Below are 23,823 nucleotides of genomic sequence, written 5' to 3' on the forward strand. Positions count from 1 at the left end.
ATGCGGCGCCCACACCCTTTTCTTGTTCTTGGACTGCCCGGCGCGACGCCGGGATCAGTGCAGGCCGGCTGCGTAGTCGGCGACAGCCTTGATCTCGTCGTCCGAGAGACGGTGCGAGATTTCACGCATCGGCTCGTTGTTGTTGCGCGTGCGCTGCTGGAACGCCTGCAACTGCGCGACGATGTACTCCGACCATTGGCCCGACAGCCGCGGGTACTGAACCGGAATGCCCTGCCCCGTGGGTCCGTGGCACCCGGCGCATGCAGGCACGCCTTTGTCCGCGATACCGGCGCGCCAGATCTTCTGGCCGACCGGCACGGTCTTCGCGTCGTGGGCGGTGCCGGGCTTGGGCGTCTGCGATGCGAACCACGCCGCAACGTTGATCATATCCTGATCGTTAAGCGCGCTGGCAAAGCCAACCATAATTGGATTATTACGCACAGGGGGCTTGCCACCGGGCTGTGGCTTGAAATCCTTGAGCTGCTTGACGAGATACTCGGCGTGCTGACCGGCGAGCTTGGGATAGGCGCCGCCGCTGCTGTTGCCATCGGCGCCATGACAGGCGGCGCAGACCTGCCCCGCGATGGCCTGCCCCCGGGCCAGATCGGGCTTGGCCGGCGCCGACTCGGCTGCCGTCGCCATCATCGAAACACTTGCTACGAGACCTGCTGCTGTCGCACCTATCGCAAATTGGAGTACCTTCAAGGACTTGCCCAATCGATTCATTCGCGCACCTTGTTTCGTCTTGTGGGAATCAGGTTCTGCAAATACACGACAGCGACCGATCTACCCGAAAAGCTCCGCGCTGGCCTTCCCGGTATTCAGTAAACCGTCGCATTGTACAATAGCGCGCAAGGCGCCACGGCGCCAGTCGGGCCTCCCCCCGATATCTTCAGATCGTTCCCGGCACCTCCGGGCTTGGGCGGTCCCGCCCGCCTCGCTACTTCACTTGTGGTCCTACCGATGGCCTTCCTGCTGCACCAAGCCCGTTTCTTCACGACGGTGAATCATCTGCGCGACCTGCCCGCTACGGCACGGCCCGAAGTCGCGTTCGCCGGCCGCTCGAACGCGGGCAAATCCACGGCAATCAATCTGCTGTGCAACCAGAAGCGCCTCGCCTTCGCGTCGAAGACCCCGGGCCGCACGCAGCACATCAACTATTTCGGCGTGGGCAGCGCCGACGATCCCACAGGCTATCTGGTCGACTTGCCGGGGTACGGCTATGCCGAAGTGCCGGAAGCCGCGAAGGCGCATTGGGAGCAACTGCTCTCGCTCTATCTGCAAACGCGCGCCCAACTCGCCGGCCTCGTGCTGATGATGGATGCGCGCCGGCCGCTCACCGAACTGGACCGGCGCATGATCGAGTGGTTCGCGCCGACCGGAAAGCCCGTCCACGCGCTTCTGACGAAATGCGACAAATTGACGCGCCAAGAAAGCGTTCTCGCACTGCGCACGACGAACAAGGCCTTCGACGAGTACCGCAAGCTGGGTTATGAAGGGAAGCTGAGCGCACAGCTCTTTTCCGCGCTCAAGCGCGTGGGGCTCGACGAGGCGCACGCGGTCATCGAAAGCTGGATCGCGCCCGAGGTCAAATCCGGCGAGGTTTAAGGCCGGCGCGCTCGCACGCGAAGCCAGGCCGACGCTTCGCTTGCCACGTTCGGTGCACGAATGTGCGTTAGCCACATAACGGGACGTGCGACGCCGCACGTCCTCGCCGGCGTACCGGCATTGCTCAATTTCGGCGGCACATAAAAAAACCCGCCGTAAATGCCGGCGGGCCAAACAGCCTTATCGAAAAACGACAGGCACCCGCTCAGGGAGGAGAAGCGGGGAGTCCGGCGCCAGGCGCCTCGCTCGATCGGTATGATATACCATTGTCCTGAAAAGTTTCCTGTGCGCCAAGGCGCGCCCCGTTTCAAGATATCCCTGCCGACATGAGCTTCTATCCGCATCATCGTCCGCGCCGCATGCGCCGCGACGACTTCTCGCGCCGCCTGATGCGCGAAAACCTCCTCACCACCAATGACCTGATCTACCCCGTATTCGTGGTCGCTGGAACCAACGTGCGCGAAGCCGTGCCGTCGATGCCCGGCGTCGAGCGCGTTTCGGTCGATCTGCTCATGGGCGTGGCCGAGCAATGCGTCGAACTGGGCATTCCGGTGCTCTCGCTCTTCCCCGCCGTCGATCCGGCGCTGAAGACACCCGACGGCATCGAAGCGACCAACCCCGACGGCACGATTCCGCGCGCCGTGCGCGAACTCAAGAAGCGCTTTCCCGAACTCGGCGTGCTATGCGACGTCGCGCTCGACCCGTACACGAGCCACGGCCAGGACGGCGTGATCGACGAAAACGGCTACGTCATCAACGACGAAACCATCGAGATCCTTGTCGCTCAGGCACGCGCGCAGGCTGAAGCGGGCGTCGATATCGTCGCGCCTTCGGACATGATGGACGGCCGCATCGGCGCGATCCGCGAGATGCTCGAGAGCGAGAACCACATCCATACGCGCATCATGGCGTACTCGGCGAAGTATGCTTCGGCGTTCTACGGACCGTTCCGCGATGCCGTGGGCTCCGCGTCGAATCTGGGCAAGGGCAACAAGATGACCTACCAGATGGACCCGTCGAACTCGGACGAAGCGCTGCGCGAAGTGCGCCTCGACATCGAAGAAGGCGCCGACATGGTGATGGTCAAGCCCGGTATGCCGTATCTCGACATCGTGCGCCGCGTGAAGGACGAGTTCCGCTTCCCGACCTACGTGTACCAGGTGAGCGGCGAATACGCGATGCTCAAGGCTGCAGCGCAAAACGGCTGGCTTGACCACGACAAAGTGATGATGGAGTCGCTGCTCGCGTTCAAGCGCGCGGGCGCCGACGGCATTCTCACGTACTTCGCGCTCGACGCCGCTCGCCTGTTGCGCGCGCAGAAATAAGCGCCGCGCGGATTCGCGCTTGACGCATGAAAAAAGGCACGTCTCGCGACGTGCCTTTTTGTTTGCGCGAATGCTCGATGCGTCGTGCGGTGTGCTTACGATCTGCCCGTGAGCGTCGAAAGCACCGATTGCACGGACTTGGCCGAAGGCGCCGGCGTCTGTCCCTGCGCCACCACGCGATCGAGCCGGGCGAGGAATTTATCCGCGTTTTCGTAGCCCACCACGCGCAGCACCTCCTGACCGCTTGCATCGAAGAAAATGATGCCCGGCGGGCCGAACAAGCCAAAGCGCTTGAGCAGCGCCTGATCGTCGCGGTTATTGGCCGTCACGTCGGCGCGCAGCAGACCGAGTTGCGCGAGGCGCGCCTGCACGCGCGAATCGCTGAACGTGAGGCTCTCCATCTCCTTGCAACTCACGCACCAGTCTGCGTAGAAGTCGAGCATCGAGGGCTTGCCCGCCGTCTTGAGCATCGCGTCGAGTTGCGCCGACGAGCGCACCGGGGCGAAGGTCAGTGCATCGGCCTCGGCCACCCGCGCCGCGTCGTTGCCTGCAGCGCCGCCCGCGCGTGCGGCCAGCACGGCGAGCGGGCGCAGCGGATCGGTCGAGCCAGCCGAAAGACCGACGATGAGCGTAGCGGCCCAGATCGCGAACGCCGCGCCTACGCCGCGCCCCAGACGCCACCAGACATTGGAGCCGCCCGCATTCGGCGTAAAAAGTCCAAGCCCGGCGGCGGCGAGCAGGAGCCAGAGCGCAGCCAGCAGCATTTGCGCGCTCGCGCCCAGCACAGGCCATACGATCCACAGCGCGGCTGCGAGCAGCGCGATGCCGAAGAAGACCTTCACGCCATCCATCCACGTGCCCGCGCGCGGCAGCAGCGTGCCTGCGCCGAGCCCGATGATCATGAGCGGCACGCCAAGGCCGATGCCCATTGCGAAAAGCGCGGCGCCGCCGAGAACGGCGTTGCCTGTGTGCGCGATGAACGCGAGCACGGCGAAGAGCGGCGCGGTCATGCAGGCGCCCACCACCAGGGCGGACAGCGCGCCCATCACGGCAACAGCCACGAACTTGCCGCCCGAGCGGCCCTGAGACGCGCGAGATGCACCATCCTGCCAGCGCTGCGGCAATGCGAGGTCGTAGCCGGCGATCAGCATGAGCGCAAAGGCGGTCAGCAGCCCGGCGAACACGCCGAGCACCCACGGGTTCTGCAACCACGCCCCAAGGCTTTGCCCGATCAGCGCCGCGGCAATGCCGAGCACCGTGTAGACCAGCGCCATGCCGAGCACGTAGACGAACGACAACGCGAAACCGCGTGCGCGCGTCACCTGCGCGCCCTCGCCCACGATGATGGCCGAGAGGATCGGAATCATCGGATACGAGCAGGGCAGCAGGCTGAGCACGATGCCCGCGAGAAAATACAAACCGACTACGCCGAAAAAGCCACCGCCTTGCAGCAGCGATTGCGCATAGTCCGCGCTCGTCGCGCGTTCGTACCACGACTGCCGTGCGTTGTCCGCCGGTGCCGAAGGCGTGGCCGAAGTGGCCGGCGCAACGGTGGCCGCCGCACTCTGCCCGCCGGCCGCGGCTTGAAGCGCCGCGCCGCTCACGTGATAGACATGCTCCGCCGGCGGATAGCAGATGCCGGCGTCGGCGCATCCCTGGGACGTCACCGCAAGATCGAATGCCCCGCGCGCCTGCTTCACGGGCACGCGGATCGTAAGTTCCTTGCGATAGGTCTCGACGTTCTTGTTGAACGTTGTATCGAACTTCACATGCCCTGGAGGAATCTGTGCATCGCCGAGCGTGGCCGTATCGTTGCGCGTCGCAAATGCAAAGCGCTCGCGGTACATGTAATAGCCATCGGCAATCTTGAAGTGAACATCGACGACGCCCGGCTCCTCGCTCGCAGTGAACGTGAAGGCCTGATCGGGCGGCAGGAAGTCGTCGTCGGCGCGGGCGGGCGCTGCACCGAACAAGAGCGGCAGCACGCAACCGACGAGTGCGAGGAAAGCCAGAAACGAGGTGTACGGCACGGCGCGCAAGCGCCGATCGAAACGCTTAAACATGAATGGGACGCTGTGTCTCGGCATTGACCCATTGGCCATAGGCGTTCGACGCCGTGACCTGCCACGAGAGAATCTCGGGCGTCTCGTAAGGATGCTGGGTCTGGATGAACTGTTCGAGCTCGGCCGCGCGCGCGAGACTCGTCTTGAAAAGAAGCTGCACCTCGTCGCTGGACTCGATCCTGCCCTGCCAGTGGTACTGCGAATGGACCGGGCCAAGCCGCGTCACACAGGCCGCGAGATGGGCTTCGAGCGCCGTCGACGACAGCTTTTCGGCGGCGTCCTCGTCGGGCAAGGTGGTCAACATCAAGATTACATTGAGGGTCACGACAAGCTCCGTCATGGTGCCCCGCCCCCACGGCGCGAGAGCCGGGGGCGCCTGAGGCAGAACGTTATCGTACCACCGGCGTCAACTGGCTTCGCTCATGCGCCGTAAGCATGCGGAGCGACGACACAGCGGTGACATACAGCAAACACATTCCCGAGCCGTTTAATCCACTGCTGAAAACAAAAAAGCCAGGCTAGGCCTGGCTTTTTCGCACGCCGCTTGATCCGGGGACCAGGCGACCGAAAGCTTATTCCGCTTCCTGGACGTTCTCTTCCGCGACTTCCGGACGGTCGAGCAGTTCGACCAGAGCCATCGGTGCGTTGTCGCCAACACGGAAACCGAACTTCAGGATGCGCAGGTAGCCACCCGGACGGTTCGCGAAACGCGGACCGAGCACGTCGAACAGCTTCGTGACCGAGTCACGATCGCGCAGGCGGTTGAACGCCAGACGACGGTTCGCCAGCGAGGGCTTCTTGCCGAGCGTGATGAGGGGCTCGACCACTTTACGGAGTTCCTTCGCCTTCGGCAGCGTCGTCTTGATGACTTCGTGCTCGATGAGCGAGTTGGACATGTTACGGAGCATTGCCAGACGGTGGCTGCTCGTGCGGTTCAGTTTCCGCAGACCATGACGGTGACGCATTTCAATTTCCTTGAAACAAAGTTTTGGTCCAGCTCTTCTATCGCCAGAGCATCAAACTCGGGCACGGGCCGGTACAGAAAAAAGCAAGACGCGGATTTTAAAGGAAAATCCGCGTCCGTGCCACTTACATTACTTGTCGAGACCAGCCGGCGGCCAGTTTTCGAGCTTCATGCCGAGCGTGAGACCGCGCGAAGCGAGCACTTCCTTGATCTCGTTGAGCGACTTGCGACCCAGGTTCGGGGTCTTGAGCAGCTCGTTCTCGGTACGCTGGATCAGGTCGCCGATGTAGTAGATGTTCTCGGCCTTCAGGCAGTTCGCCGAGCGAACCGTGAGTTCGAGATCGTCCACCGGACGCAGCAGGATCGGGTCGATCTGCGGCGCGCGCGACGGGGCTTCCGCTGCCGTTTCCGTGCCTTCCAGAGCCGCGAACACCGACAGCTGATCCACGAGGATGCGCGCCGACTGGCGAATCGCTTCCTCAGGCGAGATCACGCCGTTGGTTTCGATGTTCATCACGAGCTTGTCGAGGTCGGTACGCTGCTCGACACGCGCGCTCTCGACGGCGTAGCTCACGCGGCGAACCGGCGAGAACGACGCGTCCAGCACGATGCGGCCGATGATCTTGGCCGACTCGTCGCCGTAGCGGCGCACGTTGCCCGGCACATAGCCACGGCCCTTCTCGATCTTGATCTGCACGTCGAGCTTGCCGCCCTTCGTCAGATGCGCAACCACGTGTTCCGGGTTGATGACTTCGCAGTCGTGCGAGAGTTCGATGTCGCCAGCGGTGACAACGCCTTCGCCTTCCTTGCGCAGCGTAACCGTCACTTCGTCACGGTTATGCAGCTTGAACACCACGCCCTTCAGGTTCAGCAGCAGGTTGACCACGTCCTCTTGCACACCATCGAGCGTCGAGTATTCGTGCACGACGCCTGCGATCGTCACTTCGGTCGGCGCATAGCCCACCATCGACGACAGCAGCACGCGCCGGAGCGCGTTACCCAAGGTGTGGCCATAACCGCGTTCGAACGGCTCCATGACCACTTTCGCGTGGTTCTCGCCGAGCGATTCCACAGCGATGATCTTGGGTTTCAACAAACTGGTTTGCATAGGTTTTCCTTTTCAATACCCTCGGCTCGTTACACCGATAAGGCTGAGATGGCAACAACCTGAAAAAAACAGCCGAGGCCACCTCCTGCGCGAAGCACAGAGGCTACCCCGGCCGTCAATCCGATTAACGCGAATACAATTCGACGATCAGGCTTTCGTTGATGTCGCCAGCGATGTCGCTGCGCTCAGGCATGCCCTTGAACGTGCCTTCGAACTTCTTCGCGTCGACCGACACCCAACCTGCCATGCCGCCTTGCTCAGCGAGCGACAGCGCTTCGACGATACGCGCCTGCTTCTTCGCCTTTTCGCGAATTGCGACGACGTCGCCTGCCTTCACTTGCATCGACGGGATGTTCGCGACGACGCCGTTCAGCGTGAGAGCCTTGTGGCTCACGAGCTGACGCGCTTCAGCGCGGGTCGATGCGAAGCCCATGCGGTACACGACGTTGTCGAGACGCGATTCGAGCAGCTTGAGCAGGTTTTCGCCGGTGTTGCCCTTGATACGGTCAGCTTCCGCGAAGTAGCGGCGGAACTGGCGCTCGAGCACGCCGTAGATGCGCTTCACTTTTTGCTTTTCGCGAAGCTGCGTGCCGTAGTCGGACGTGCGGGCGCCCGAGGTGCGGCCGTGCTGACCCGGCTTGCTGTCGAGCTTGCACTTGTCGGCGAGCGAGCGGCGTGCGCTCTTCAGGAAGAGGTCGGTGCCTTCACGGCGGGACAGCTTGGCCTTCGGGCCGATATAACGTGCCACGTTGCTTTCCTTCGATAATTGATCACGCGAAACCTGAATGGGCGAACCCGCGGTTTCACGCTAGTCCGGCTCTTTGAACCGAACGGTGGGCTTAGTCAATTCAATAACGCCGAGAGCCTGGGTCGCCGTTTCCGGCGGCTCAGGCGTTCGGCTCAAGCGACGCCTTAGATGCGGCGGCGCTTCGGCGGACGGCAGCCGTTGTGCGGGACCGGCGTCACGTCGGAGATCGCGGTGATCTTGATGCCAAGACCATGCAGCGCGCGCACCGCCGATTCGCGGCCAGGGCCGGGGCCCTTGATACGCACTTCGAGGTTCTTGACGCCGTATTCCATCGCGACACGGCCAGCCGACTCGGCTGCGACCTGAGCTGCGAAGGGAGTCGACTTGCGCGAGCCCTTGAAGCCCTGACCGCCCGAGGTTGCCCAGGCAAGCGCGTTGCCTTGACGATCGGTGATCGTGATGATGGTGTTGTTGAACGACGCGTGAACGTGAACCACGCCCTCGGCGACGTTCTTCTTGACCTTCTTGCGAACGCGTTGCGCCGCGGAGTTGTTCGAAGCCTTAGCCATTACGTTTTCCTGTAACTGTCAGTTCCGCTTACTTCTTCAGCGACTGTGCTGCGCGGCGCGGACCCTTGCGCGTACGTGCGTTGGTGCGCGTGCGCTGGCCACGCAGGGGCAGGCCCTTGCGATGGCGCACGCCGCGGTAGCAGCCGAGGTCCATCAGGCGCTTGATGTTCATCGTCACTTCACGGCGCAGATCGCCTTCGACGACAAACTTGCCCACTTCCTCACGCAGCTTTTCGAGATCCGCGTCGTCCAGGTCCTTGACCTTCTTGTTGAACGGCACACCCGCGGCAACGCAGATGTTGCGCGAACGCGTGCGGCCAACACCGAAAATTGCCGTCAGGCCGATTTCAGTGTGCTGGTGGTTCGGGATGTTAACCCCTGCAATACGAGCCATTGTTTTTCCTCAAACAAAAAGCGCAAGCGCGCTAATCAGCCTTGACGCTGCTTGTGGCGCGGGTCCGAGCTGCAGATCACGCGAACGACGCCGTTGCGCTTGATGATTTTGCAGTTGCGGCAAATGCGCTTTACCGATGCCATCACTTTCATGATATTACCCTTTTTCTAAATCACTTCGCCCGGAACACGATCCGCGCACGCGACAGATCGTAAGGCGTCAACTCAACCGTCACCTTGTCGCCCGGGAGAATGCGGATGTAGTGCATCCGCATTTTTCCGGAAATATGCCCGAGAACGACATGGCCGTTTTCCAGCTTCACCCGGAAGGTTGCGTTGGGGAGGTTTTCGATGACCTCACCCTGCATCTGGATTACATCGTCTTTGGCCATAGGTCCTTTCAACGCATCGGGACGCCGCCGCCCTTGAAGTTGGCCTTCTTGAGCAGCGATTCATATTGTTGCGACATCACGTACGACTGCACCTGCGCCATGAAGTCCATTGTGACGACGACAATGATCAGCAGCGACGTACCACCAAAATAAAACGGCACATTCCAGCGCAGCACCAGAAACTCGGGCAGCAGGCAAACGAACACGATATAGATCGCACCGGCCAGCGTCAGACGCGTGAGGATGCGGTCGATATAGCGAGCCGTCTGATCGCCCGGGCGGATGCCAGGTACGAACGCGCCACTCTTTTTCAGGTTGTCGGCCGTTTCCCTGCTGTTGAACACCAGAGCGGTGTAGAAGAAGCAGAAGAAGACGATCGCCAACGCGTACAGCAACACGTACACAGGCTGACCAGGCTTGAGAGCTTCGGCCACGTTGTGCAGCGTGTCCGCGAACCAGCCGGTCCGCGACCCCGAACTGAACCAGTTCAGGATGGTTGCCGGGAACAGGATGATCGACGACGCGAAGATCGGCGGAATCACGCCCGACATGTTCAGCTTGAGCGGCAGGTGCGACGACTGCCCACCGTAAATCTTGTTGCCAACCTGACGCTTCGCATAGTTCACGAGGATCTTGCGCTGGCCGCGTTCGATGAACACCACCAGATACGTCACGGCTGCGATCAGCACCACGATGATGATCGCCGAGATGGGACCCATCGAGCCGGTGCGAACCAGTTCGAAGAGACCACCAATCGCATTCGGGAAACCCGCTGCGATCCCGCCGAAGATGATGATCGAAATGCCGTTGCCAAGCCCGCGTTCCGTGATCTGCTCACCAAGCCACATCAAGAACATCGTGCCCGTCACGAGCGTCACCACCGTCGTCAGGCGGAACACCATGCCCGGATCGATCACGAGGCCAGGCTGGTTTTCCAGCGCGACCGCGATGCCGAAAGCCTGAAAGGTTGCCAGCACCACCGTGAAGACCCGCGTGTACTGCGTGATCTTGCGTTGTCCAGCCTGCCCTTCCTTCTTCAGCGCCTCGAGCTGCGGCGAGACGATCGCCATCAGCTGCAAGATGATCGACGCCGAGATATACGGCATCACACCCAGCGCGAAGATCGTGAAGCGAGACAGCGCGCCACCCGAGAACATGTTGAACATGCCCAGGATGCCGCCTGACTGGCTCTGGAAGAGCTTCGCCAGTTGGTCCGGGTCGATACCGGGAACCGGAATGTGCGCTCCGATCCGATAAACGACCAACGCCAGCAGCAAGAACATTGCACGCCGGCGCAGGTCGCCGAACTTCGGAGCGCTGCGACCGGTTTTTGCGAGACTCGGGCTGTTAGCCAAGTAGCTTCTCCGATGCAGATGTTAGTGACGGCGGGCAAGCCCGCACGCACCACCCACAATCACTCGGCAAAAGAACCGCCTGCTGCTTCGATCGCAGCACGCGCATTCTTCGTCGCACCCAGGCCCTTGACCACGACCTTGCGCTTGATCTCGCCAGTAGCGATGATCTTCGCGCTGCGGGTCATTTCGCCAACGAGGCCTGCCTGCTTGAGAGCCAGCAGATCGATTTCGTCGACCGGCAGCTTCTCGATATCCGCGAGGCGCACTTCACCAACGAATTCCTTCGTCAACGAGGTGAAGCCACGCTTGGGCAGACGACGTTGCAGCGGCATTTGACCGCCTTCGAAGCCGACCTTGTGGAAGCCGCCCGAACGCGATTTCTGACCCTTGTGACCACGGCCAGCGGTCTTGCCGAGGCCAGAGCCGATGCCGCGACCGACGCGACGCTTTGCGTGCTTCGCGCCTTCTGCCGGCTTCAGGTTATTCAATTCCATTTTCAACTCCTGGAGTCTTTTGGTCCGAGTGCGCTTAAGCGATGACCTTGACGAGGTACGAGACCTTGTTGATCATGCCGCGCACTGCCGGCGTGTCCTGCAGCTCGGAAACCGAGTTCAGGCGACGCAGGCCGAGACCGCGCACGGTGGCACGGTGCGATTCGCGGGTCCCAATCAGGCTCTTGACGAGCTGAACCTTGACAGTTTTTTCAGACATGGTGCCCACCCTTAGCCCAGAATGTCTTCGACGGACTTGCCGCGCTTCGCCGCGATGTCAGCCGGGGTCGACTGCTTGCGCAGGCCGTCCAGCGTCGCACGAACGAGGTTGTACGGATTCGTCGAACCGTGGCTCTTGGCCACGACGTTCTGCACGCCCATCACGTCGAACACGGCACGCATCGGGCCGCCGGCGATCACGCCCGTACCTGCCTTCGCCGGAGCGAGGAGGACGACCGATGCGCCGTGCTTGCCGTGCACTTCGTGTTGCAGGGTGCCGTTCTTCAGGGGCACCTTGAACATGTTGCGACGAGCTTGTTCCATCGCCTTCTGGACAGCAACCGGCACTTCCTTCGACTTGCCCTTGCCCATACCGACGCGGCCATCACCATCGCCAACCACGGTCAGTGCGGCGAAGCCGAGAATACGGCCACCCTTCACGACCTTGGTCACGCGGTTGACCGAAATCATTTTTTCGCGAAGGCCGTCGTCGCGTTCGTCAGCCTGAACTTTCGCTTGCATCTTTGCCATGACGAATTCCTTCCTTAGAACTTGAGCCCGGCTTCGCGCGCAGCATCAGCCAGCGCCTTGACGCGGCCGTGATAGCGGAAACCCGAGCGGTCAAAGGCGACGGATTCGATGCCGGCGGCCTTAGCCTTTTCTGCAATACGCTTGCCGATCAGCGAGGCAGCGGCGACGTTGCCGCCCTTGCCCGACTGGTCAGCCAGTTGCGCACGCACTTCGGCTTCAAGCGTCGACGCGCTGGCCAGCACCTTGGTGCCGCAGGGCGAGAACACTTGCGCATAGATGTGCGTGTTCGTGCGATGCACGGCCAGGCGCGCGACCTGCAGCTCAGCGATCTTGAGACGCGTCTGACGAGCGCGGCGCAGGCGAGATTGAGTCTTATCCATGATTGCGCACCCTTACTTCTTCTTCGTTTCTTTGAGGATCACAACCTCGTTGGCGTAACGCACACCCTTGCCCTTGTAGGGCTCCGGCGGGCGATAACCGCGCACTTCGGCAGCGGTTTGGCCAACTTTCTGCTTGTCGATCCCCTTGATCACGATTTCCGTTTGCGACGGGGTTTCAGCCTTGACGCCTTCCGGCATCTGGTGCACCACGGGGTGCGAGAAACCCAGCGACAGGTTCAGCTTGTCGCCTTGCGCTTGAGCACGGTAACCAACGCCAACCAGCGTCAGCTTGCGCTCAAAACCCTTCGTCACGCCTTGCACCATGTTCGCGACGATCGCGCGCATCGTGCCCGACATCGCATTGGCTTCGCGGCTGTCGTCCGTCGGCTCAAACTTGAGCTGACCGTCTTCGCTCACCACCTTCACGAGGCGGTTCGCAGCTTGCGAAATCGTACCCAGCGCGCCCTTGACGGTAATCTTCTCGTCGCTGAGCGTCGCTTCTGCGCCTTGCAGCGCGACCGGGCTCTTACCTACTCGAGACATGTTTCTTCTCCTTAGGTCTTAAGCGACGTAGCAGATAACTTCGCCGCCGACGCCAGTAGCGCGCGCCTTGCGGTCCGTCATCACACCCTTCGGCGTCGACACGATTGCAACGCCCAGGCCATTCATGACCTGCGGGATGTCGTTGCGGCCGCGGTACACGCGCAGGCCCGGCTTCGAAACGCGTTCGATGCGCTCGATAACGGGACGGCCAGCGTAGTACTTCAACGCGATGTTCAATTCCGACTTCGCACCTTCGGTTTTCACCGCGAAGTCGTCGATATAACCTTCGTCCTTCAGAACCTGCGCAATGGCAATCTTCACTTTCGACGAGGGCATAGCAACCGAAACCTTCTCGACCATCTGCGCATTGCGGATGCGAGTCAGCATATCGGCGATAGGATCACTCATGCTCATTTATGTTTCTCCTATTACCAGCTCGCCTTGGTGATGCCAGGGATCTCACCACGGAACGCGATTTCACGAATCTTGTTACGTGCGAGACCGAATTTGCGGAACGTACCACGCGGACGACCCGTGATCGCGCAGCGGTTACGCTTGCGGGTCGGGTTCGAGTTGCGCGGCAGTTGTTGCAGTTCGAGGCGAGCTGCGTAGCGCTCTTCTTCCGACTTGCTTTGGTCGTCGATGATCGCCTTCAGCGCTGCGCGCTTCGGCGCGAACTTCGCTGCCAGACGAGCGCGCTTCTTTTCACGTTCAATCAGTGCCAGTTTAGCCACGGTAACCTCAGTTTCTGAACGGGAACTTGAAGCCGGCGAGCAGTGCCTTTGCTTCTTCATCGGTCTTCGCGGTCGTCGTGATGCTGATGTTCAGCCCACGCAGCGCGTCGATCTTGTCATAGTCGATTTCGGGGAAAATGATCTGCTCTTTCACACCGATGTTGTAGTTACCACGGCCGTCGAACGCCTTGCCCGACACACCACGGAAGTCGCGCACGCGGGGGAGCGCAACCGTCACGAAACGGTCCAGGAATTCGTACATGGCATTGCCACGCAGCGTAACCATCGTGCCGATCGGATAACCTTCACGGATCTTGAAGCCGGCGATTGCCTTGCGCGACTTCGTCACAACAGGCTTCTGGCCGGCGATCTTCGTGAGGTCGCCAATGGCGTGCTCGAGGACCTTCTTGTCAGCGACGGCCTCACCCACACCCATGTTCAGGGTGATCTTCGTGAGGCGCGGCACTTCCATGACCGACTTGTAACCGAACTTCTCGATCAGGCCGGGGACGACCTTCTCTTTATAAAATTCTTGCAAACGTGCCATTTTTTACTCCGCAGCGTCAGGCGCTCAGGACAGCACCGGTCGTCTTCAGGAAACGAACCTTCTTGTCCCCTTCGACCTTGATGCCCACGCGCGACGGCTTGCCGTTCGCGTCGACCAATGCGACGTTCGAGATAGCCAGCGGCATTGCCTTGGCTTCCACGCCACCCGTCGTACCCTTCATGGGGTTCGGCTTCACATGCTTCTTCGCAATGTTGATGCCTTCGACAGTAACGCGCTCTTCACCGATGGCGACCACGACACCGCGCTTGCCCTTGTCTTTGCCGGTAATGACGATAACTTCGTCACCCTTGCGAATCTTGTTCATCGCGACTCCTTACAGCACTTCCGGCGCCAGCGAAACGATCTTCATGAATCGTTCGCTACGCAGCTCACGCGTAACCGGCCCGAAAATGCGGGTGCCGATCGGCTCAAGCTTGGTATTCAAAAGCACGGCGGCGTTGCCATCGAACTTGATCAGCGAGCCGTCTTGACGGCGCACGCCCTTGGCGGTGCGAACCACAACAGCGTTGTAGATTTCGCCCTTCTTCACGCGCCCGCGCGGCGTTGCTTCCTTGACGCTCACCTTGATGATGTCGCCAATGCTGGCATAACGACGCTTCGAGCCGCCGAGCACCTTGATGCACATGACTTCACGCGCACCCGTGTTGTCGGCTACTTCAAGCCGAGTTTCGGTCTGGATCATGGTTTATCTTTCCCAACTTAATCCGGTTGCGCCACCATGGCACATCCGGTCAGTCTTGGTCCCGTCAGCCGCGCCGCCACTAGAACGACCGCTCAGCTGCTTGGGTTAGAACAGCAGCGACGGCAAACGAAACCGGCCATCGCATTCCGGTGAATCTTGCAGATCCGGACTGGCGCCCGAACCACCTCCCCCACTACTTTCGCCCGTTGCTTTGCCAACAACGAACCCATAAAGAGGGAAGACCAAGACTATAACTCGATAATCTTGGTCTCGCAAGCGAAATCTTTAGCGATTTCAACAACTTCTCTACCCCGGGGAGGGCCCCCGGGGTACTGCATCATCTGAAACGGCTCTTAGATGACGCGTGCTGCTTCGATCAGCTTCGACACGGTCCAGGCCTTCGTCTTCGAAATCGGACGGGTTTCCTGGATTTCAACGAGGTCACCCTCGTTGTACGTGTTCGATTCGTCGTGAGCGTGGTACTTCTTCGACTGCACGACGTACTTGCCGTAGATCGGGTGCTTGACGCGGCGCTCGACCAGGACGGTGACCGTCTTGTCCATCTTGTTGCTGACGACCTTGCCGACCAGCGTCCGCTTAAGCGAGGTTTTCACGCTTTCGTTCATTTCTGGTTCGCCTTCTCAGTCAGGACGGTCCGCACACGTGCGATGTCGCGACGAACCTTCTTCAGCTGGCTCGTGTTCGTGAGCTGCTGGGTCGCGAGTTGCATGCGCAGGCCGAATTGCGCCTTAAGCAGGTCCGACAACTCTTGGTTGAGCGCGGCCTGGTCTTTCTGGTGAAGTTCAGAAGCCTTCATCATTCACTCCTTAGGCGCCGAGCTGGCGAACCATGAAGACCGTCTTCAGCGGCAGCTTGGCTGCAGCCAGACGGAAGGCTTCACGGGCCAGTTCTTCGGACACACCATCCATTTCGTACAGCATCTTGCCCGGCTGGATCTCAGCGACGTAGTACTCAGGGTTACCCTTACCGTTACCCATACGCACTTCCGCCGGCTTTTGCGAGATCGGCTTGTCCGGGAAGATACGGATCCAGATGCGGCCGCCACGCTTGATGTGACGCGTCATTGCACGACGCGCTGCTTCAATCTGACGCGCGGTCAGGCGACCACGACCGATAGCCTTCAGACCGTATTCACCGAACGAAACCGCGTTGCCGCGCGTTGCGATACCGGTGTTACGACCCTTCTGCTCTTTGCGATACTTCCTGCGTTTCGGTTGCAGCATCGTTATTCTCCACTCTTGCCGTCGCCACGGCGCGGTGCGCCACGACGGGCACCCGGTGCGCCTTCGCCATCACGGCGCGGACGACGATCGCCCGGACGCGCATTGCGGCGCGGACGCTTTTCTTCGGCGACTTCTTCCACCACCGGTGCGTCGTTGCGGCCGAGCGTGTCGCCCTTGTAGACCCAAACCTTCACGCCGATGATGCCGTACGTCGTCTTCGCTTCCGAGGTTGCGTAGTCGATGTCAGCACGCAGCGTGTGAAGCGGCACTCGACCTTCGCGGTACCACTCGGTACGTGCGATTTCGATACCGTTCAGACGGCCGGCGCTCATGATCTTGATGCCCTGGGCACCCAGACGCATCGCGTTCTGCATCGCGCGCTTCATTGCGCGACGGAACATGATGCGGCGCTCGAGCTGCTGCGTGATCGAGTCGGCGATCAGCTGCGCGTCGGTTTCCGGCTTGCGAATTTCTTCGATGTTCACGTGAACCGGAACGCCCATGCGCTTCTGGAGTTCGGCCTTGAGGAGTTCGATGTCCTCACCCTTCTTGCCGATCACCACACCCGGGCGCGAGCTGTAAATCGTGATGCGAGCGTTCTTAGCCGGGCGCTCGATCACAACACGGCCCACCGAAGCGTTCTTCAGCTTCTTCTTCAGGTATTCACGAACACCGATGTCTTCCTTCAACATCGCCGCGAAATTGTTGTTGTTCGCGTACCAACGCGAAGCCCAATTGCGGCTGACGGCCAAACGGAAGCCAGTCGGATGAATTTTCTGTCCCATCGTATGGCTCCTTAATTCCCGACCGTCACAGTGATGTGACAGGATTGCTTCTCGATGCGGTTACCGCGACCCTTTGCGCGTGCGGTGAAACGCTTCAGCGAAGCAGCCTTGTCGACGTAGATGCTCTTGATCTTGAGCTCGTCGATATCGGCGCCTTCGTTGTGTTCCGCATTGGCGATAGCCGAGAGCACAACCTTTTTCACGATGCCAGCCGCTTTCTTCGGCGAGAACGTCAGAACGTTCAGAGCCTTGTCGACCGGCAGACCGCGGATCTGGTCAGCCACAAGGCGCGTCTTCTGCGCCGAGATGCGGGCACCGCGATGAATTGCCTTCACTTCCATCTTGATTGCCCCTTATTTCTTGGCCTTCTTGTCGGCCGCGTGACCCTTGAACGTACGGGTCAGTGCGAACTCGCCAAGCTTGTGGCCGACCATGTTTTCCGTGACATACACCGGAACGTGTTGACGGCCGTTGTGCACGGCGATCGTCAGGCCGATGAAGTCCGGCAGGATCGTCGAACGACGCGACCAGGTCTTGATCGGTTTCTTGTCGCGCGTAGCTGCAGCCGCCTCAACCTTCTTCAGCAAATGGGCGTCGCAGAACGGACCTTTCTTAATAGAACGTGCCATTGCCTACTCCTTAACGCTTGTGACGGCGCTGGACGATCATGCTCGTCGTGCGCTTGTTGCTGCGGGTGCGATAGCCCTTCGTCGGCGTGCCCCACGGGCTCACCGGGTCGCGACCAGCCGCAGTCTTGCCTTCGCCACCACCGTGCGGGTGGTCGACCGGGTTCATTGCAACGCCACGGACCGTCGGGCGGATACCGCGCCAGCGGTTCGCGCCAGCCTTACCGATTTGACGGAGGCTGTGCTCTTCGTTGCCGACTTCACCGATCGTTGCACGACATTCAACGTGCACGCGACGGATTTCGCCCGAACGCAGACGAACCTGCGCGTAGACGCCTTCACGTGCCAGCAGCATGGCCGACGTACCAGCCGAACGCGCGATCTGCGCGCCCTTGCCCGGCAACATTTCGATGCAGTGGATCGTCGTACCGACCGGGATATTGCGGATCGGCAGCGTGTTGCCTGCCTTGATCGGCGCTTCCGAGCCCGACATCAGCGGCGTGCCAACCGTCACGCCCTTCGGCGCAATGATGTAGCGGCGCTCGCCGTCTGCGTACAGAACCAGCGCAATATTCGCGCTACGGTTCGGGTCATACTCGAGACGCTCCACCTTCGCGGGGACGCCATCCTTCGTACGACGGAAATCGATCACACGGTAGTGCTGCTTGTGACCGCCACCCTGGTGACGCGTCGTGATGTGACCGTTGTTGTTACGACCCGCCTTCACGGATTGCTTTTCGAGCAGCGGTGCGTACGGCGCGCCCTTGTGCAGATCCTTGTTGACGATCTTCACCATCGCGCGGCGACCCGGCGAGGTCGGCTTAACTTTCACGATTGCCATGATTACTTGGCCTCCGCTTCAAAGTTGATTTCCTGGCCGGGCTTCAGGCAGACATACGCCTTCTTCACGTCCTTGCGCTTGCCGTTGAAGCGGCCAAAGCGCTTGGCTTTGCCCTTCTGGACCAGCACATTGACGGACTCGACTTCCACCTTGAACAGCAGCTCGACAGCAGCCTTGACTTCCTGCTTGTTCGCGTCCGGCGCGACTTCGAAGACGACTTGTTCGTTCTTCTCCGCAACCAGCGTCGCCTTTTCGGAGATCACCGGTGCGAGCAGGACCTGCATCAAACGATGATCGTTCTTGCGAATCTCGCTCATGACAGCAACTCCTCGATCTGGGCGACCGCTGCCTTCGTGATCAGGATCTTCTTGAAGTAGATCAGCGAGAGCGGGTCGGCAAAACGCGGCTCAACGACTGCCACGTGGGGCAGGTTGCGCGACGCGAGATACAGGTTCTCGTCGACCGTGTCGGTGATGACCAGCACGGATTCGAGACCCATGGCCTTGAACTTTTCGGCCAGCAGCTTCGTCTTGGGCGCTTCGAGCGAGAGCTCTTCGACGACCGAGATGCGGCCTTCGCGGGCCAGCTGCGAGAAGATCGAGCAGAGGCCTGCGCGATGCATCTTCTTGTTGACCTTGTGCGAGAAGTTTTCTTCCGGCGAATTCGGGAAGATGCGGCCACCGCCACGCCACAGCGGGCTCGACGACATACCGGCACGAGCACGGCCCGTACCCTTCTGGCGCCACGGCTTCTTGGTGGTGTGCTTGACTTGCTCACGATCCTTCTGCGCGCGGTTACCGCTGCGCGCGTTCGCCTGGTAGGCGACAACGATCTGGTGAATCAGTGCTTCGTTGTAGTCACGGCCGAACACGACGTCCGACGCATTGACTGCAGCACCTTCTTGACCATTAGCGTTCAGGAGCTTCAGTTCCATTATTGCGCTCCTTTCTTGGCGCGCGCCTTGACGGCCGGCGTCACGAAAACCTTGCCGCCCTTAGCACCCGGCACGGCACCCTTGACCAGCAGCAGCTTGCGCTCTGCGTCGATACGGGCGATTTCGAGGTTTTGCACCGTTACGGTCTCGTCGCCCATGTGACCGGTCATGCGCTTACCCGGAAACACGCGGCCCGGATCCTGCGCCATACCGATCGAACCCGGCACGTTGTGCGAGCGCGAGTTACCGTGCGAAGCACGGCCGGAGCTGAAGTTGTAACGCTTGATGGTACCGGCGTAGCCCTTACCGATCGAGGTGCCTTGCACGTCGATCTTTTGGCCTTCCGTGAAGAGTTCCACACCGATCACGGCGCCAGCGGACAGTTCGGCAGCCTTGGCGGCGTCGATCTGGAATTCCCTGAGGATTTCACCGGCTTGAACGCCAGCTTTAGCGAGATGACCTGCGAGCGGCTTCGTCACGCGCGATGCACGGCGCGTACCGAACGCAACCTGAACGGCCGTGTAGCCGTCGGTTTCAACAGTCTTGATCTGCGTCACGCGGTTGTCGGACACGTCCAGCACGGTCACGGGAATCGAATCCCCGTCAGCCGTGAAGATACGCGTCATGCCAACCTTGCGACCTACGAGTCCAAGGCTCATCGTTTTCTCCATTCCCGACTGCGATTGGTCGGGGCTAATTTACAAAGTACCGGCGTGTTTTCAGGGTAAAGGCCCGAAAAATCACACCGATTTTTTGCGCAAATGCGCGAAAAGACGTCAAGTATAACGTCCTCCCACGATTTCCGCAAGCAATCAAAGACTTAGCACGATCAGGCTATCCTGGCCGCGCTCGAGACTTTTACTGCAGCTTGATTTCGACGTCCACGCCAGCCGGCAGGTCCAGCTTCATCAGCGCGTCGACGGTCTTGTCCGTCGGGTCGACGATGTCCATCAGACGCAGGTGGGTGCGGATTTCGAGCTGGTCGCGCGAGGTCTTGTTGACGTGCGGCGAACGCAGGATGTCGAAACGCTGGATGCGCGTCGGCAGCGGCACCGGACCGCGAACGATTGCACCCGTCCGCTTCGCCGTTTCGACGATTTCAGCAGCCGATTGATCGATCAGGCGATAGTCGAAGGCCTTCAGGCGAATACGGATTTTTTGGTTCTGCATGGCAATTCCTTGAAAAGAGCGAGGCGGACTTGCGCCGCCAGACGATATAAAGAGCGCAGGACCGGCCTGCGGCGGAGAGCCGCAGGCCGGTCCAAGTACCTCAACTACTACTGCTTACAGCAAGCCGAGTATTCTACTCGATTTACTCGATGATCTTGGCAACCACGCCGGCGCCGACGGTACGGCCGCCTTCGCGGATTGCGAAGCGCAGACCTTCTTCCATCGCGATCGGAGCGATCAGCTTCACCGTGATCGACACGTTGTCGCCCGGCATGACCATTTCCTTGTCCTTCGGCAGCTCGATCGAGCCCGTCACGTCCGTCGTACGGAAGTAGAACTGCGGACGGTAGTTGTTGAAGAACGGCGTGTGGCGGCCGCCTTCATCCTTGCTCAGCACGTACACTTCAGCCGTGAAGTGCGTGTGCGGCGTGATCGAACCCGGCTTGGCCAGAACCTGGCCACGCTCCACGTCTTCACGCTTCGTGCCGCGCAGCAGGATACCGACGTTGTCGCCTGCCTGGCCCTGGTCGAGCAGCTTGCGGAACATTTCCACGCCCGTGCAGGTCGTCTTCACCGTCGGCTTGATACCGACGATTTCGATTTCCTCGCCGACCTTGACGATGCCGCGCTCGACGCGACCCGTCACCACCGTGCCGCGACCCGAGATCGAGAACACGTCTTCCACCGGCATCAGGAACGCGCCGTCAACCGCACGCTCCGGCGTCGGGATGTACGTGTCCAGTGCGTCGGCCAGGTTCATGATCGCCACTTCACCCAGCTCGCCCGTGTCGCCTTCGAGCGCCAGCTTGGCCGAACCCTTGATGATCGGTGTGTCGTCGCCCGGGAAGTCGTACTTCGACAGGAGTTCGCGCACTTCCATTTCGACGAGCTCGAGCAGCTCGGCGTCGTCGACCATGTCGCACTTGTTCAGGAACACGATGATGTAAGGCACGCCAACCTGACGGGCGAGCAGGATGTGCTCACGCGTTTGCGGCATCGGGCCGTCAGCGGCCGAGCACACCAGGATTGCGCCGTCCATCTGTGCCGCGCCCGTGATCATGTTCTTCACGTAGTCAGCGTGGCCCGGGCAGTCGACGTGTGCGTAGTGGCGGTTAGCCGTTTCGTACTCGACGTGCGCGGTGTTGATGGTAATACCACGTGCCTTTTCTTCCGGTGCTGCGTCGATCTGGTCGTACGCCTTGGCTTCACCGCCGAACTTCTTGGTCAGAACCGTCGTGATCGCTGCCGTCAGCGTGGTCTTGCCGTGGTCAACGTGACCGATCGTGCCCACGTTCACGTGCGGCTTGGTCCGTTCGAATTTACCTTTTGCCATGTTTCTCTTCTTTCAAAAAAGTGATGAATCGGTGACTTGTGCAAAGTGAGCCAGACCCATGTCTGGCCCACTGCGTGCTCAAATGAGCGCCGATGCTTACTTCGCCTTCGCGCTGATGATCGCGTCGGCCACGTTACGCGGTGCTTCTGCGTAGTGCTTGAATTCCATCGTGTACGTTGCGCGACCCTGCGTGAGCGAGCGCAGCGACGTCGAGTAGCCGAACATTTCCGACAGCGGCACTTCGGCGCGAACGATCTTGCCGCCGCCAACCATGTCTTCCATGCCCTGGACGATACCGCGACGGCCCGACAGGTCGCCCATCACGTTGCCCATGTAGTCTTCCGGCGTTTCGACTTCGACAGCCATCATCGGTTCGAGGATGACCGGCTGCGCCTTGCGCATGGCTTCCTTGAACGCCATCGAACCGGCCATGCGGAACGCGTTTTCATTCGAGTCCACGTCGTGGTACGAACCGAACGTCAGGTGAACCTTGACGTCGACGACCGGGAAGCCCGCCAGCACGCCAGCCTTCAGCGTGTCCTGGATACCCTTGTCGACCGCGGGGATGAATTCGCGAGGAATCACACCGCCCTTGATCTCGTCCAGGAACTCGTAGCCCTTGCCCTGCTCGTTCGGCTCGAGCGTGATGACCGCGTGACCGTACTGGCCGCGACCACCCGACTGCTTGACGAACTTGCCGTCCACGTCTTTCGCCGTTGCGCGGATCGTTTCGCGGTAGGCAACCTGCGGCTTGCCGACGGTCGCTTCCACGTTGAATTCACGCTTCATGCGGTCGACCAGAATTTCGAGGTGGAGCTCGCCCATGCCCGAAATGATGGTCTGGCCCGATTCTTCGTCCGTCTGGACGCGGAACGACGGGTCTTCCTGCGCCAGGCGGTTCAGGGCGAGGCCCATCTTTTCCTGGTCAGCCTTGGTCTTCGGCTCGACGGCCTGCGAAATCACCGGCTCCGGGAACACCATGCGTTCCAGAACGATCGGGTGCGCCGGGTCGCACAGCGTGTCGCCCGTGGTCGCTTCCTTCAGGCCGACCGCGGCGGCGATGTCGCCAGCGCGAACTTCCTTGATTTCTTCGCGGTTGTTCGCGTGCATCTGCAGAATACGGCCGAGGCGTTCCTTCTTGCCCTTGGTCGAGTTCAGCACGGTGTCGCCCGAGTTGACGATGCCCGAGTACGCGCGGAAGAAGATCAGCTGGCCGACGAACGGGTCGGTCATGATCTTGAACGCGAGTGCCGAGAACTTCTCGTCGTCGGCTGCGCGGCGCTCGGCCGTTTCACCGTTTTCGAGCTCGCCCTTGACCGGGGGAATGTCCACCGGCGACGGCAGGAAGTCGATCACGGCGTCGAGCATGCGCTGCACGCCCTTGTTCTTGAACGCGGTGCCGCACAGCATCGGCTGGATTTCGCACGCGATCGTACGGTCGCGCAGTGCCTTGACGACTTCGGCTTCCGACAGCTCTTCGCCGCCGAGGTACTTTTCCATCAGCTCTTCGCTGGCTTCAGCAGCCGATTCGATCATCTTTTCGCGCCACTCGTTGCACGTGTCAACGAGTTCAGCCGGGATGTCGACGTAGTCGAACTTCGTGCCTTGCGAGGCCTCGTCCCAAATGATCGCCTTCATCTTCAGGAGGTCGACGACGCCCTTGAAGTTTTCTTCCGCGCCGATCGGCACCACGACCGGAACCGGGTTCGCCTTGAGGCGGTTCTTCAGCTGGTCGTAGACCTTGAAGAAGTTCGCGCCGGTACGGTCCATCTTGTTGACGAACGCGAGACGGGGCACCTTGTACTTGTTCGCCTGGCGCCACACCGTTTCCGACTGCGGCTGCACGCCGCCCACTGCGCAGTAGACCATGCACGCGCCGTCGAGCACGCGCATCGAGCGCTCGACTTCAATCGTGAAGTCGACGTGGCCCGGGGTGTCGATGATGTTGATGCGGTGCTCGGGGTAGTTACCGCCCATGCCCTTCCAGAACGCGGTCGTAGCAGCGGAGGTAATCGTGATGCCACGCTCCTGCTCCTGCTCCATCCAGTCCATGGTCGCAGCGCCGTCGTGAACTTCACCAATCTTGTGGTTCACGCCGGTGTAAAACAGAATGCGCTCGGTCGTCGTCGTCTTGCCGGCGTCGATGTGAGCGCTAATACCGATATTGCGGTAGCGCTCGATAGGAGTCTTGCGAGCCACTTTGATCCTCTATGGGGA

At 60.8% G+C, this 23,823-nt stretch carries 36 protein-coding genes; 2 read left to right on the forward strand and 34 right to left on the reverse strand.

Annotated features, from left to right (window positions below; all coding sequences use genetic code 11):
* Positions 1-54: 54 nt before the first annotated feature.
* Positions 55-726 carry a c-type cytochrome gene (locus P5W98_RS13250; protein WP_421024916.1) on the reverse strand — a complete coding sequence of 224 codons (672 nt, stop codon included), beginning with the start codon at positions 724-726 and terminating at the stop codon, positions 55-57.
* 237 nt (positions 727-963) lie between these two features.
* Between P5W98_RS13250 and yihA the strand changes: the two genes are divergently transcribed.
* Positions 964-1,608 carry a ribosome biogenesis GTP-binding protein YihA/YsxC gene (gene yihA, locus P5W98_RS13255; protein WP_421024917.1) on the forward strand — a complete coding sequence of 215 codons (645 nt, stop codon included), beginning with the start codon at positions 964-966 and terminating at the stop codon, positions 1,606-1,608.
* A 326-nt stretch (positions 1,609-1,934) separates the two neighbouring features.
* On the forward strand, positions 1,935-2,933 hold the full coding sequence (hemB, locus tag P5W98_RS13260; RefSeq protein ID WP_213299019.1) for a porphobilinogen synthase: 999 nt from the start codon (positions 1,935-1,937) through the stop codon (positions 2,931-2,933).
* A 95-nt stretch (positions 2,934-3,028) separates the two neighbouring features.
* Here hemB and dsbD read toward each other — a convergent pair whose 3' ends face one another.
* From dsbD to fusA, 33 genes are all read right to left on the reverse strand, one after another.
* Positions 3,029-4,996: a protein-disulfide reductase DsbD gene (gene dsbD / locus P5W98_RS13265; protein WP_421024918.1), complete on the reverse strand. Its 1,968-nt coding sequence runs from the start codon at positions 4,994-4,996 to the stop codon at positions 3,029-3,031.
* A complete protein-coding gene (cutA, locus tag P5W98_RS13270; protein ID WP_213299013.1) occupies positions 4,989-5,321 on the reverse strand; it encodes a divalent-cation tolerance protein CutA in 333 nt (110 codons plus the stop codon). Before cutA ends, dsbD begins: the two co-directional genes overlap by 8 nt.
* A gap of 247 nt (positions 5,322-5,568) precedes the next feature.
* On the reverse strand, positions 5,569-5,961 hold the full coding sequence (rplQ, locus tag P5W98_RS13275) for a 50S ribosomal protein L17 (protein ID WP_027797304.1): 393 nt from the start codon (positions 5,959-5,961) through the stop codon (positions 5,569-5,571).
* Positions 5,962-6,090: 129 nt separating this feature from the next.
* Positions 6,091-7,068: a DNA-directed RNA polymerase subunit alpha gene (locus P5W98_RS13280; RefSeq protein WP_028222614.1), complete on the reverse strand. Its 978-nt coding sequence runs from the start codon at positions 7,066-7,068 to the stop codon at positions 6,091-6,093.
* A gap of 124 nt (positions 7,069-7,192) precedes the next feature.
* Complete coding sequence (rpsD, locus tag P5W98_RS13285) at positions 7,193-7,816, reverse strand: 30S ribosomal protein S4 (protein ID WP_042269728.1); 624 nt, start codon at positions 7,814-7,816, stop codon at positions 7,193-7,195.
* A gap of 164 nt (positions 7,817-7,980) precedes the next feature.
* Entirely contained in the window at positions 7,981-8,385 is a 405-nt protein-coding gene (gene rpsK, locus P5W98_RS13290; RefSeq protein ID WP_006052224.1) for a 30S ribosomal protein S11, read from the reverse strand.
* Between the two features lie 28 nt (positions 8,386-8,413).
* Complete coding sequence (gene rpsM / locus P5W98_RS13295; RefSeq protein WP_035531705.1) at positions 8,414-8,779, reverse strand: 30S ribosomal protein S13; 366 nt, start codon at positions 8,777-8,779, stop codon at positions 8,414-8,416.
* A 35-nt stretch (positions 8,780-8,814) separates the two neighbouring features.
* Entirely contained in the window at positions 8,815-8,931 is a 117-nt protein-coding gene (rpmJ, locus tag P5W98_RS13300) for a 50S ribosomal protein L36 (protein WP_027819338.1), read from the reverse strand.
* A 20-nt stretch (positions 8,932-8,951) separates the two neighbouring features.
* Entirely contained in the window at positions 8,952-9,170 is a 219-nt protein-coding gene (gene infA, locus P5W98_RS13305) for a translation initiation factor IF-1 (RefSeq protein WP_004521905.1), read from the reverse strand.
* A gap of 8 nt (positions 9,171-9,178) precedes the next feature.
* Positions 9,179-10,525 (reverse strand): preprotein translocase subunit SecY, encoded by a 1,347-nt coding sequence (gene secY / locus P5W98_RS13310; RefSeq protein ID WP_129562996.1) that lies wholly within the window; start codon positions 10,523-10,525, stop codon positions 9,179-9,181.
* Between the two features lie 59 nt (positions 10,526-10,584).
* Positions 10,585-11,019, reverse strand: a complete 435-nt coding sequence (rplO, locus tag P5W98_RS13315) for a 50S ribosomal protein L15 (RefSeq protein ID WP_028222618.1) — start codon at positions 11,017-11,019, stop codon at positions 10,585-10,587.
* A 34-nt stretch (positions 11,020-11,053) separates the two neighbouring features.
* On the reverse strand, positions 11,054-11,236 hold the full coding sequence (rpmD, locus tag P5W98_RS13320) for a 50S ribosomal protein L30 (RefSeq protein ID WP_006400644.1): 183 nt from the start codon (positions 11,234-11,236) through the stop codon (positions 11,054-11,056).
* An 11-nt stretch (positions 11,237-11,247) separates the two neighbouring features.
* Positions 11,248-11,766 carry a 30S ribosomal protein S5 gene (rpsE, locus tag P5W98_RS13325; RefSeq protein WP_028206522.1) on the reverse strand — a complete coding sequence of 173 codons (519 nt, stop codon included), beginning with the start codon at positions 11,764-11,766 and terminating at the stop codon, positions 11,248-11,250.
* A gap of 14 nt (positions 11,767-11,780) precedes the next feature.
* Complete coding sequence (rplR, locus tag P5W98_RS13330; RefSeq protein ID WP_027819343.1) at positions 11,781-12,146, reverse strand: 50S ribosomal protein L18; 366 nt, start codon at positions 12,144-12,146, stop codon at positions 11,781-11,783.
* Between the two features lie 12 nt (positions 12,147-12,158).
* Positions 12,159-12,689: a 50S ribosomal protein L6 gene (gene rplF / locus P5W98_RS13335; protein WP_421024919.1), complete on the reverse strand. Its 531-nt coding sequence runs from the start codon at positions 12,687-12,689 to the stop codon at positions 12,159-12,161.
* 18 nt (positions 12,690-12,707) lie between these two features.
* Positions 12,708-13,103 (reverse strand): 30S ribosomal protein S8, encoded by a 396-nt coding sequence (gene rpsH / locus P5W98_RS13340; protein ID WP_027819345.1) that lies wholly within the window; start codon positions 13,101-13,103, stop codon positions 12,708-12,710.
* Between the two features lie 14 nt (positions 13,104-13,117).
* Positions 13,118-13,423, reverse strand: coding sequence for a 30S ribosomal protein S14 (gene rpsN, locus P5W98_RS13345; protein WP_035531713.1), 306 nt, complete (start codon positions 13,421-13,423; stop codon positions 13,118-13,120).
* 7 nt (positions 13,424-13,430) lie between these two features.
* Positions 13,431-13,970: a 50S ribosomal protein L5 gene (gene rplE, locus P5W98_RS13350; RefSeq protein ID WP_035531716.1), complete on the reverse strand. Its 540-nt coding sequence runs from the start codon at positions 13,968-13,970 to the stop codon at positions 13,431-13,433.
* Positions 13,971-13,986: 16 nt separating this feature from the next.
* Positions 13,987-14,295, reverse strand: a complete 309-nt coding sequence (gene rplX, locus P5W98_RS13355; protein ID WP_421024920.1) for a 50S ribosomal protein L24 — start codon at positions 14,293-14,295, stop codon at positions 13,987-13,989.
* A gap of 9 nt (positions 14,296-14,304) precedes the next feature.
* On the reverse strand, positions 14,305-14,673 hold the full coding sequence (gene rplN / locus P5W98_RS13360) for a 50S ribosomal protein L14 (protein ID WP_028213345.1): 369 nt from the start codon (positions 14,671-14,673) through the stop codon (positions 14,305-14,307).
* Between the two features lie 353 nt (positions 14,674-15,026).
* Positions 15,027-15,299 (reverse strand): 30S ribosomal protein S17, encoded by a 273-nt coding sequence (gene rpsQ, locus P5W98_RS13365; RefSeq protein ID WP_027797289.1) that lies wholly within the window; start codon positions 15,297-15,299, stop codon positions 15,027-15,029.
* Complete coding sequence (gene rpmC, locus P5W98_RS13370) at positions 15,296-15,490, reverse strand: 50S ribosomal protein L29 (RefSeq protein ID WP_035967606.1); 195 nt, start codon at positions 15,488-15,490, stop codon at positions 15,296-15,298. Before rpmC ends, rpsQ begins: the two co-directional genes overlap by 4 nt.
* A gap of 10 nt (positions 15,491-15,500) precedes the next feature.
* Positions 15,501-15,917 (reverse strand): 50S ribosomal protein L16, encoded by a 417-nt coding sequence (gene rplP, locus P5W98_RS13375; RefSeq protein WP_042269753.1) that lies wholly within the window; start codon positions 15,915-15,917, stop codon positions 15,501-15,503.
* Positions 15,918-15,919: 2 nt separating this feature from the next.
* Complete coding sequence (rpsC, locus tag P5W98_RS13380; protein ID WP_129562998.1) at positions 15,920-16,702, reverse strand: 30S ribosomal protein S3; 783 nt, start codon at positions 16,700-16,702, stop codon at positions 15,920-15,922.
* 11 nt (positions 16,703-16,713) lie between these two features.
* The gene (gene rplV / locus P5W98_RS13385) at positions 16,714-17,043 is read right to left on the reverse strand and encodes a 50S ribosomal protein L22 (RefSeq protein WP_004199272.1); all 330 of its coding nucleotides are present in this window, start codon (positions 17,041-17,043) and stop codon (positions 16,714-16,716) included.
* 12 nt (positions 17,044-17,055) lie between these two features.
* The gene (gene rpsS / locus P5W98_RS13390; protein ID WP_027797286.1) at positions 17,056-17,331 is read right to left on the reverse strand and encodes a 30S ribosomal protein S19; all 276 of its coding nucleotides are present in this window, start codon (positions 17,329-17,331) and stop codon (positions 17,056-17,058) included.
* A 10-nt stretch (positions 17,332-17,341) separates the two neighbouring features.
* A complete protein-coding gene (rplB, locus tag P5W98_RS13395; protein WP_421024921.1) occupies positions 17,342-18,169 on the reverse strand; it encodes a 50S ribosomal protein L2 in 828 nt (275 codons plus the stop codon).
* Between the two features lie 2 nt (positions 18,170-18,171).
* Positions 18,172-18,486: a 50S ribosomal protein L23 gene (gene rplW / locus P5W98_RS13400; RefSeq protein WP_028206513.1), complete on the reverse strand. Its 315-nt coding sequence runs from the start codon at positions 18,484-18,486 to the stop codon at positions 18,172-18,174.
* Positions 18,483-19,103 (reverse strand): 50S ribosomal protein L4, encoded by a 621-nt coding sequence (gene rplD / locus P5W98_RS13405; RefSeq protein WP_028213350.1) that lies wholly within the window; start codon positions 19,101-19,103, stop codon positions 18,483-18,485. The genes rplW and rplD overlap by 4 nt, the downstream gene beginning before the upstream one ends.
* Positions 19,103-19,762 (reverse strand): 50S ribosomal protein L3, encoded by a 660-nt coding sequence (rplC, locus tag P5W98_RS13410; protein WP_421024922.1) that lies wholly within the window; start codon positions 19,760-19,762, stop codon positions 19,103-19,105. The genes rplD and rplC overlap by 1 nt, the downstream gene beginning before the upstream one ends.
* Before the next feature lie 199 nt (positions 19,763-19,961).
* Positions 19,962-20,273 carry a 30S ribosomal protein S10 gene (rpsJ, locus tag P5W98_RS13415; protein WP_027819357.1) on the reverse strand — a complete coding sequence of 104 codons (312 nt, stop codon included), beginning with the start codon at positions 20,271-20,273 and terminating at the stop codon, positions 19,962-19,964.
* Between the two features lie 142 nt (positions 20,274-20,415).
* Positions 20,416-21,606 (reverse strand): elongation factor Tu, encoded by a 1,191-nt coding sequence (tuf, locus tag P5W98_RS13420; RefSeq protein WP_129563002.1) that lies wholly within the window; start codon positions 21,604-21,606, stop codon positions 20,416-20,418.
* Between the two features lie 96 nt (positions 21,607-21,702).
* Positions 21,703-23,805 (reverse strand): elongation factor G, encoded by a 2,103-nt coding sequence (fusA, locus tag P5W98_RS13425; protein ID WP_421024923.1) that lies wholly within the window; start codon positions 23,803-23,805, stop codon positions 21,703-21,705.
* Between the last annotated feature and the right edge of the window lie 18 nt (positions 23,806-23,823).

Origin of the sequence: Paraburkholderia sp. A1BS-2L, assembly GCF_051125205.1 — a bacterium.
Classification (GTDB): domain Bacteria; phylum Pseudomonadota; class Gammaproteobacteria; order Burkholderiales; family Burkholderiaceae; genus Paraburkholderia.

Bases quoted from the DNA above. Each gene is read 5' to 3' on its own strand.
- P5W98_RS13250 (WP_421024916.1), bottom strand. From the start codon at position 726: ATGAATCGATTGGGCAAGTCCTTGAAGGTACTCCAATTTGCGATAGGT.
- yihA (WP_421024917.1), top strand. From the start codon at position 964: ATGGCCTTCCTGCTGCACCAAGCCCGTTTCTTCACGACGGTGAATCAT.
- hemB (WP_213299019.1), top strand. From the start codon at position 1,935: ATGAGCTTCTATCCGCATCATCGTCCGCGCCGCATGCGCCGCGACGAC.
- dsbD (WP_421024918.1), bottom strand. From the start codon at position 4,996: ATGTTTAAGCGTTTCGATCGGCGCTTGCGCGCCGTGCCGTACACCTCG.
- rplQ (WP_027797304.1), bottom strand. From the start codon at position 5,961: ATGCGTCACCGTCATGGTCTGCGGAAACTGAACCGCACGAGCAGCCAC.
- P5W98_RS13280 (WP_028222614.1), bottom strand. From the start codon at position 7,068: ATGCAAACCAGTTTGTTGAAACCCAAGATCATCGCTGTGGAATCGCTC.
- rpsK (WP_006052224.1), bottom strand. From the start codon at position 8,385: ATGGCTAAGGCTTCGAACAACTCCGCGGCGCAACGCGTTCGCAAGAAG.
- rpsM (WP_035531705.1), bottom strand. From the start codon at position 8,779: ATGGCTCGTATTGCAGGGGTTAACATCCCGAACCACCAGCACACTGAA.
- rpmJ (WP_027819338.1), bottom strand. From the start codon at position 8,931: ATGAAAGTGATGGCATCGGTAAAGCGCATTTGCCGCAACTGCAAAATC.
- infA (WP_004521905.1), bottom strand. From the start codon at position 9,170: ATGGCCAAAGACGATGTAATCCAGATGCAGGGTGAGGTCATCGAAAAC.
- rplO (WP_028222618.1), bottom strand. From the start codon at position 11,019: ATGGAATTGAATAACCTGAAGCCGGCAGAAGGCGCGAAGCACGCAAAG.
- rpmD (WP_006400644.1), bottom strand. From the start codon at position 11,236: ATGTCTGAAAAAACTGTCAAGGTTCAGCTCGTCAAGAGCCTGATTGGG.
- rpsE (WP_028206522.1), bottom strand. From the start codon at position 11,766: ATGGCAAAGATGCAAGCGAAAGTTCAGGCTGACGAACGCGACGACGGC.
- rplR (WP_027819343.1), bottom strand. From the start codon at position 12,146: ATGGATAAGACTCAATCTCGCCTGCGCCGCGCTCGTCAGACGCGTCTC.
- rplF (WP_421024919.1), bottom strand. From the start codon at position 12,689: ATGTCTCGAGTAGGTAAGAGCCCGGTCGCGCTGCAAGGCGCAGAAGCG.
- rpsH (WP_027819345.1), bottom strand. From the start codon at position 13,103: ATGAGCATGAGTGATCCTATCGCCGATATGCTGACTCGCATCCGCAAT.
- rplE (WP_035531716.1), bottom strand. From the start codon at position 13,970: ATGGCACGTTTGCAAGAATTTTATAAAGAGAAGGTCGTCCCCGGCCTG.
- rplX (WP_421024920.1), bottom strand. From the start codon at position 14,295: ATGAACAAGATTCGCAAGGGTGACGAAGTTATCGTCATTACCGGCAAA.
- rplN (WP_028213345.1), bottom strand. From the start codon at position 14,673: ATGATCCAGACCGAAACTCGGCTTGAAGTAGCCGACAACACGGGTGCG.
- rpsQ (WP_027797289.1), bottom strand. From the start codon at position 15,299: ATGAACGAAAGCGTGAAAACCTCGCTTAAGCGGACGCTGGTCGGCAAG.
- rpmC (WP_035967606.1), bottom strand. From the start codon at position 15,490: ATGAAGGCTTCTGAACTTCACCAGAAAGACCAGGCCGCGCTCAACCAA.
- rplP (WP_042269753.1), bottom strand. From the start codon at position 15,917: ATGCTGCAACCGAAACGCAGGAAGTATCGCAAAGAGCAGAAGGGTCGT.
- rpsC (WP_129562998.1), bottom strand. From the start codon at position 16,702: ATGGGACAGAAAATTCATCCGACTGGCTTCCGTTTGGCCGTCAGCCGC.
- rplV (WP_004199272.1), bottom strand. From the start codon at position 17,043: ATGGAAGTGAAGGCAATTCATCGCGGTGCCCGCATCTCGGCGCAGAAG.
- rpsS (WP_027797286.1), bottom strand. From the start codon at position 17,331: ATGGCACGTTCTATTAAGAAAGGTCCGTTCTGCGACGCCCATTTGCTG.
- rplB (WP_421024921.1), bottom strand. From the start codon at position 18,169: ATGGCAATCGTGAAAGTTAAGCCGACCTCGCCGGGTCGCCGCGCGATG.
- rplW (WP_028206513.1), bottom strand. From the start codon at position 18,486: ATGAGCGAGATTCGCAAGAACGATCATCGTTTGATGCAGGTCCTGCTC.
- rplD (WP_028213350.1), bottom strand. From the start codon at position 19,103: ATGGAACTGAAGCTCCTGAACGCTAATGGTCAAGAAGGTGCTGCAGTC.
- rplC (WP_421024922.1), bottom strand. From the start codon at position 19,762: ATGAGCCTTGGACTCGTAGGTCGCAAGGTTGGCATGACGCGTATCTTC.
- rpsJ (WP_027819357.1), bottom strand. From the start codon at position 20,273: ATGCAGAACCAAAAAATCCGTATTCGCCTGAAGGCCTTCGACTATCGC.
- tuf (WP_129563002.1), bottom strand. From the start codon at position 21,606: ATGGCAAAAGGTAAATTCGAACGGACCAAGCCGCACGTGAACGTGGGC.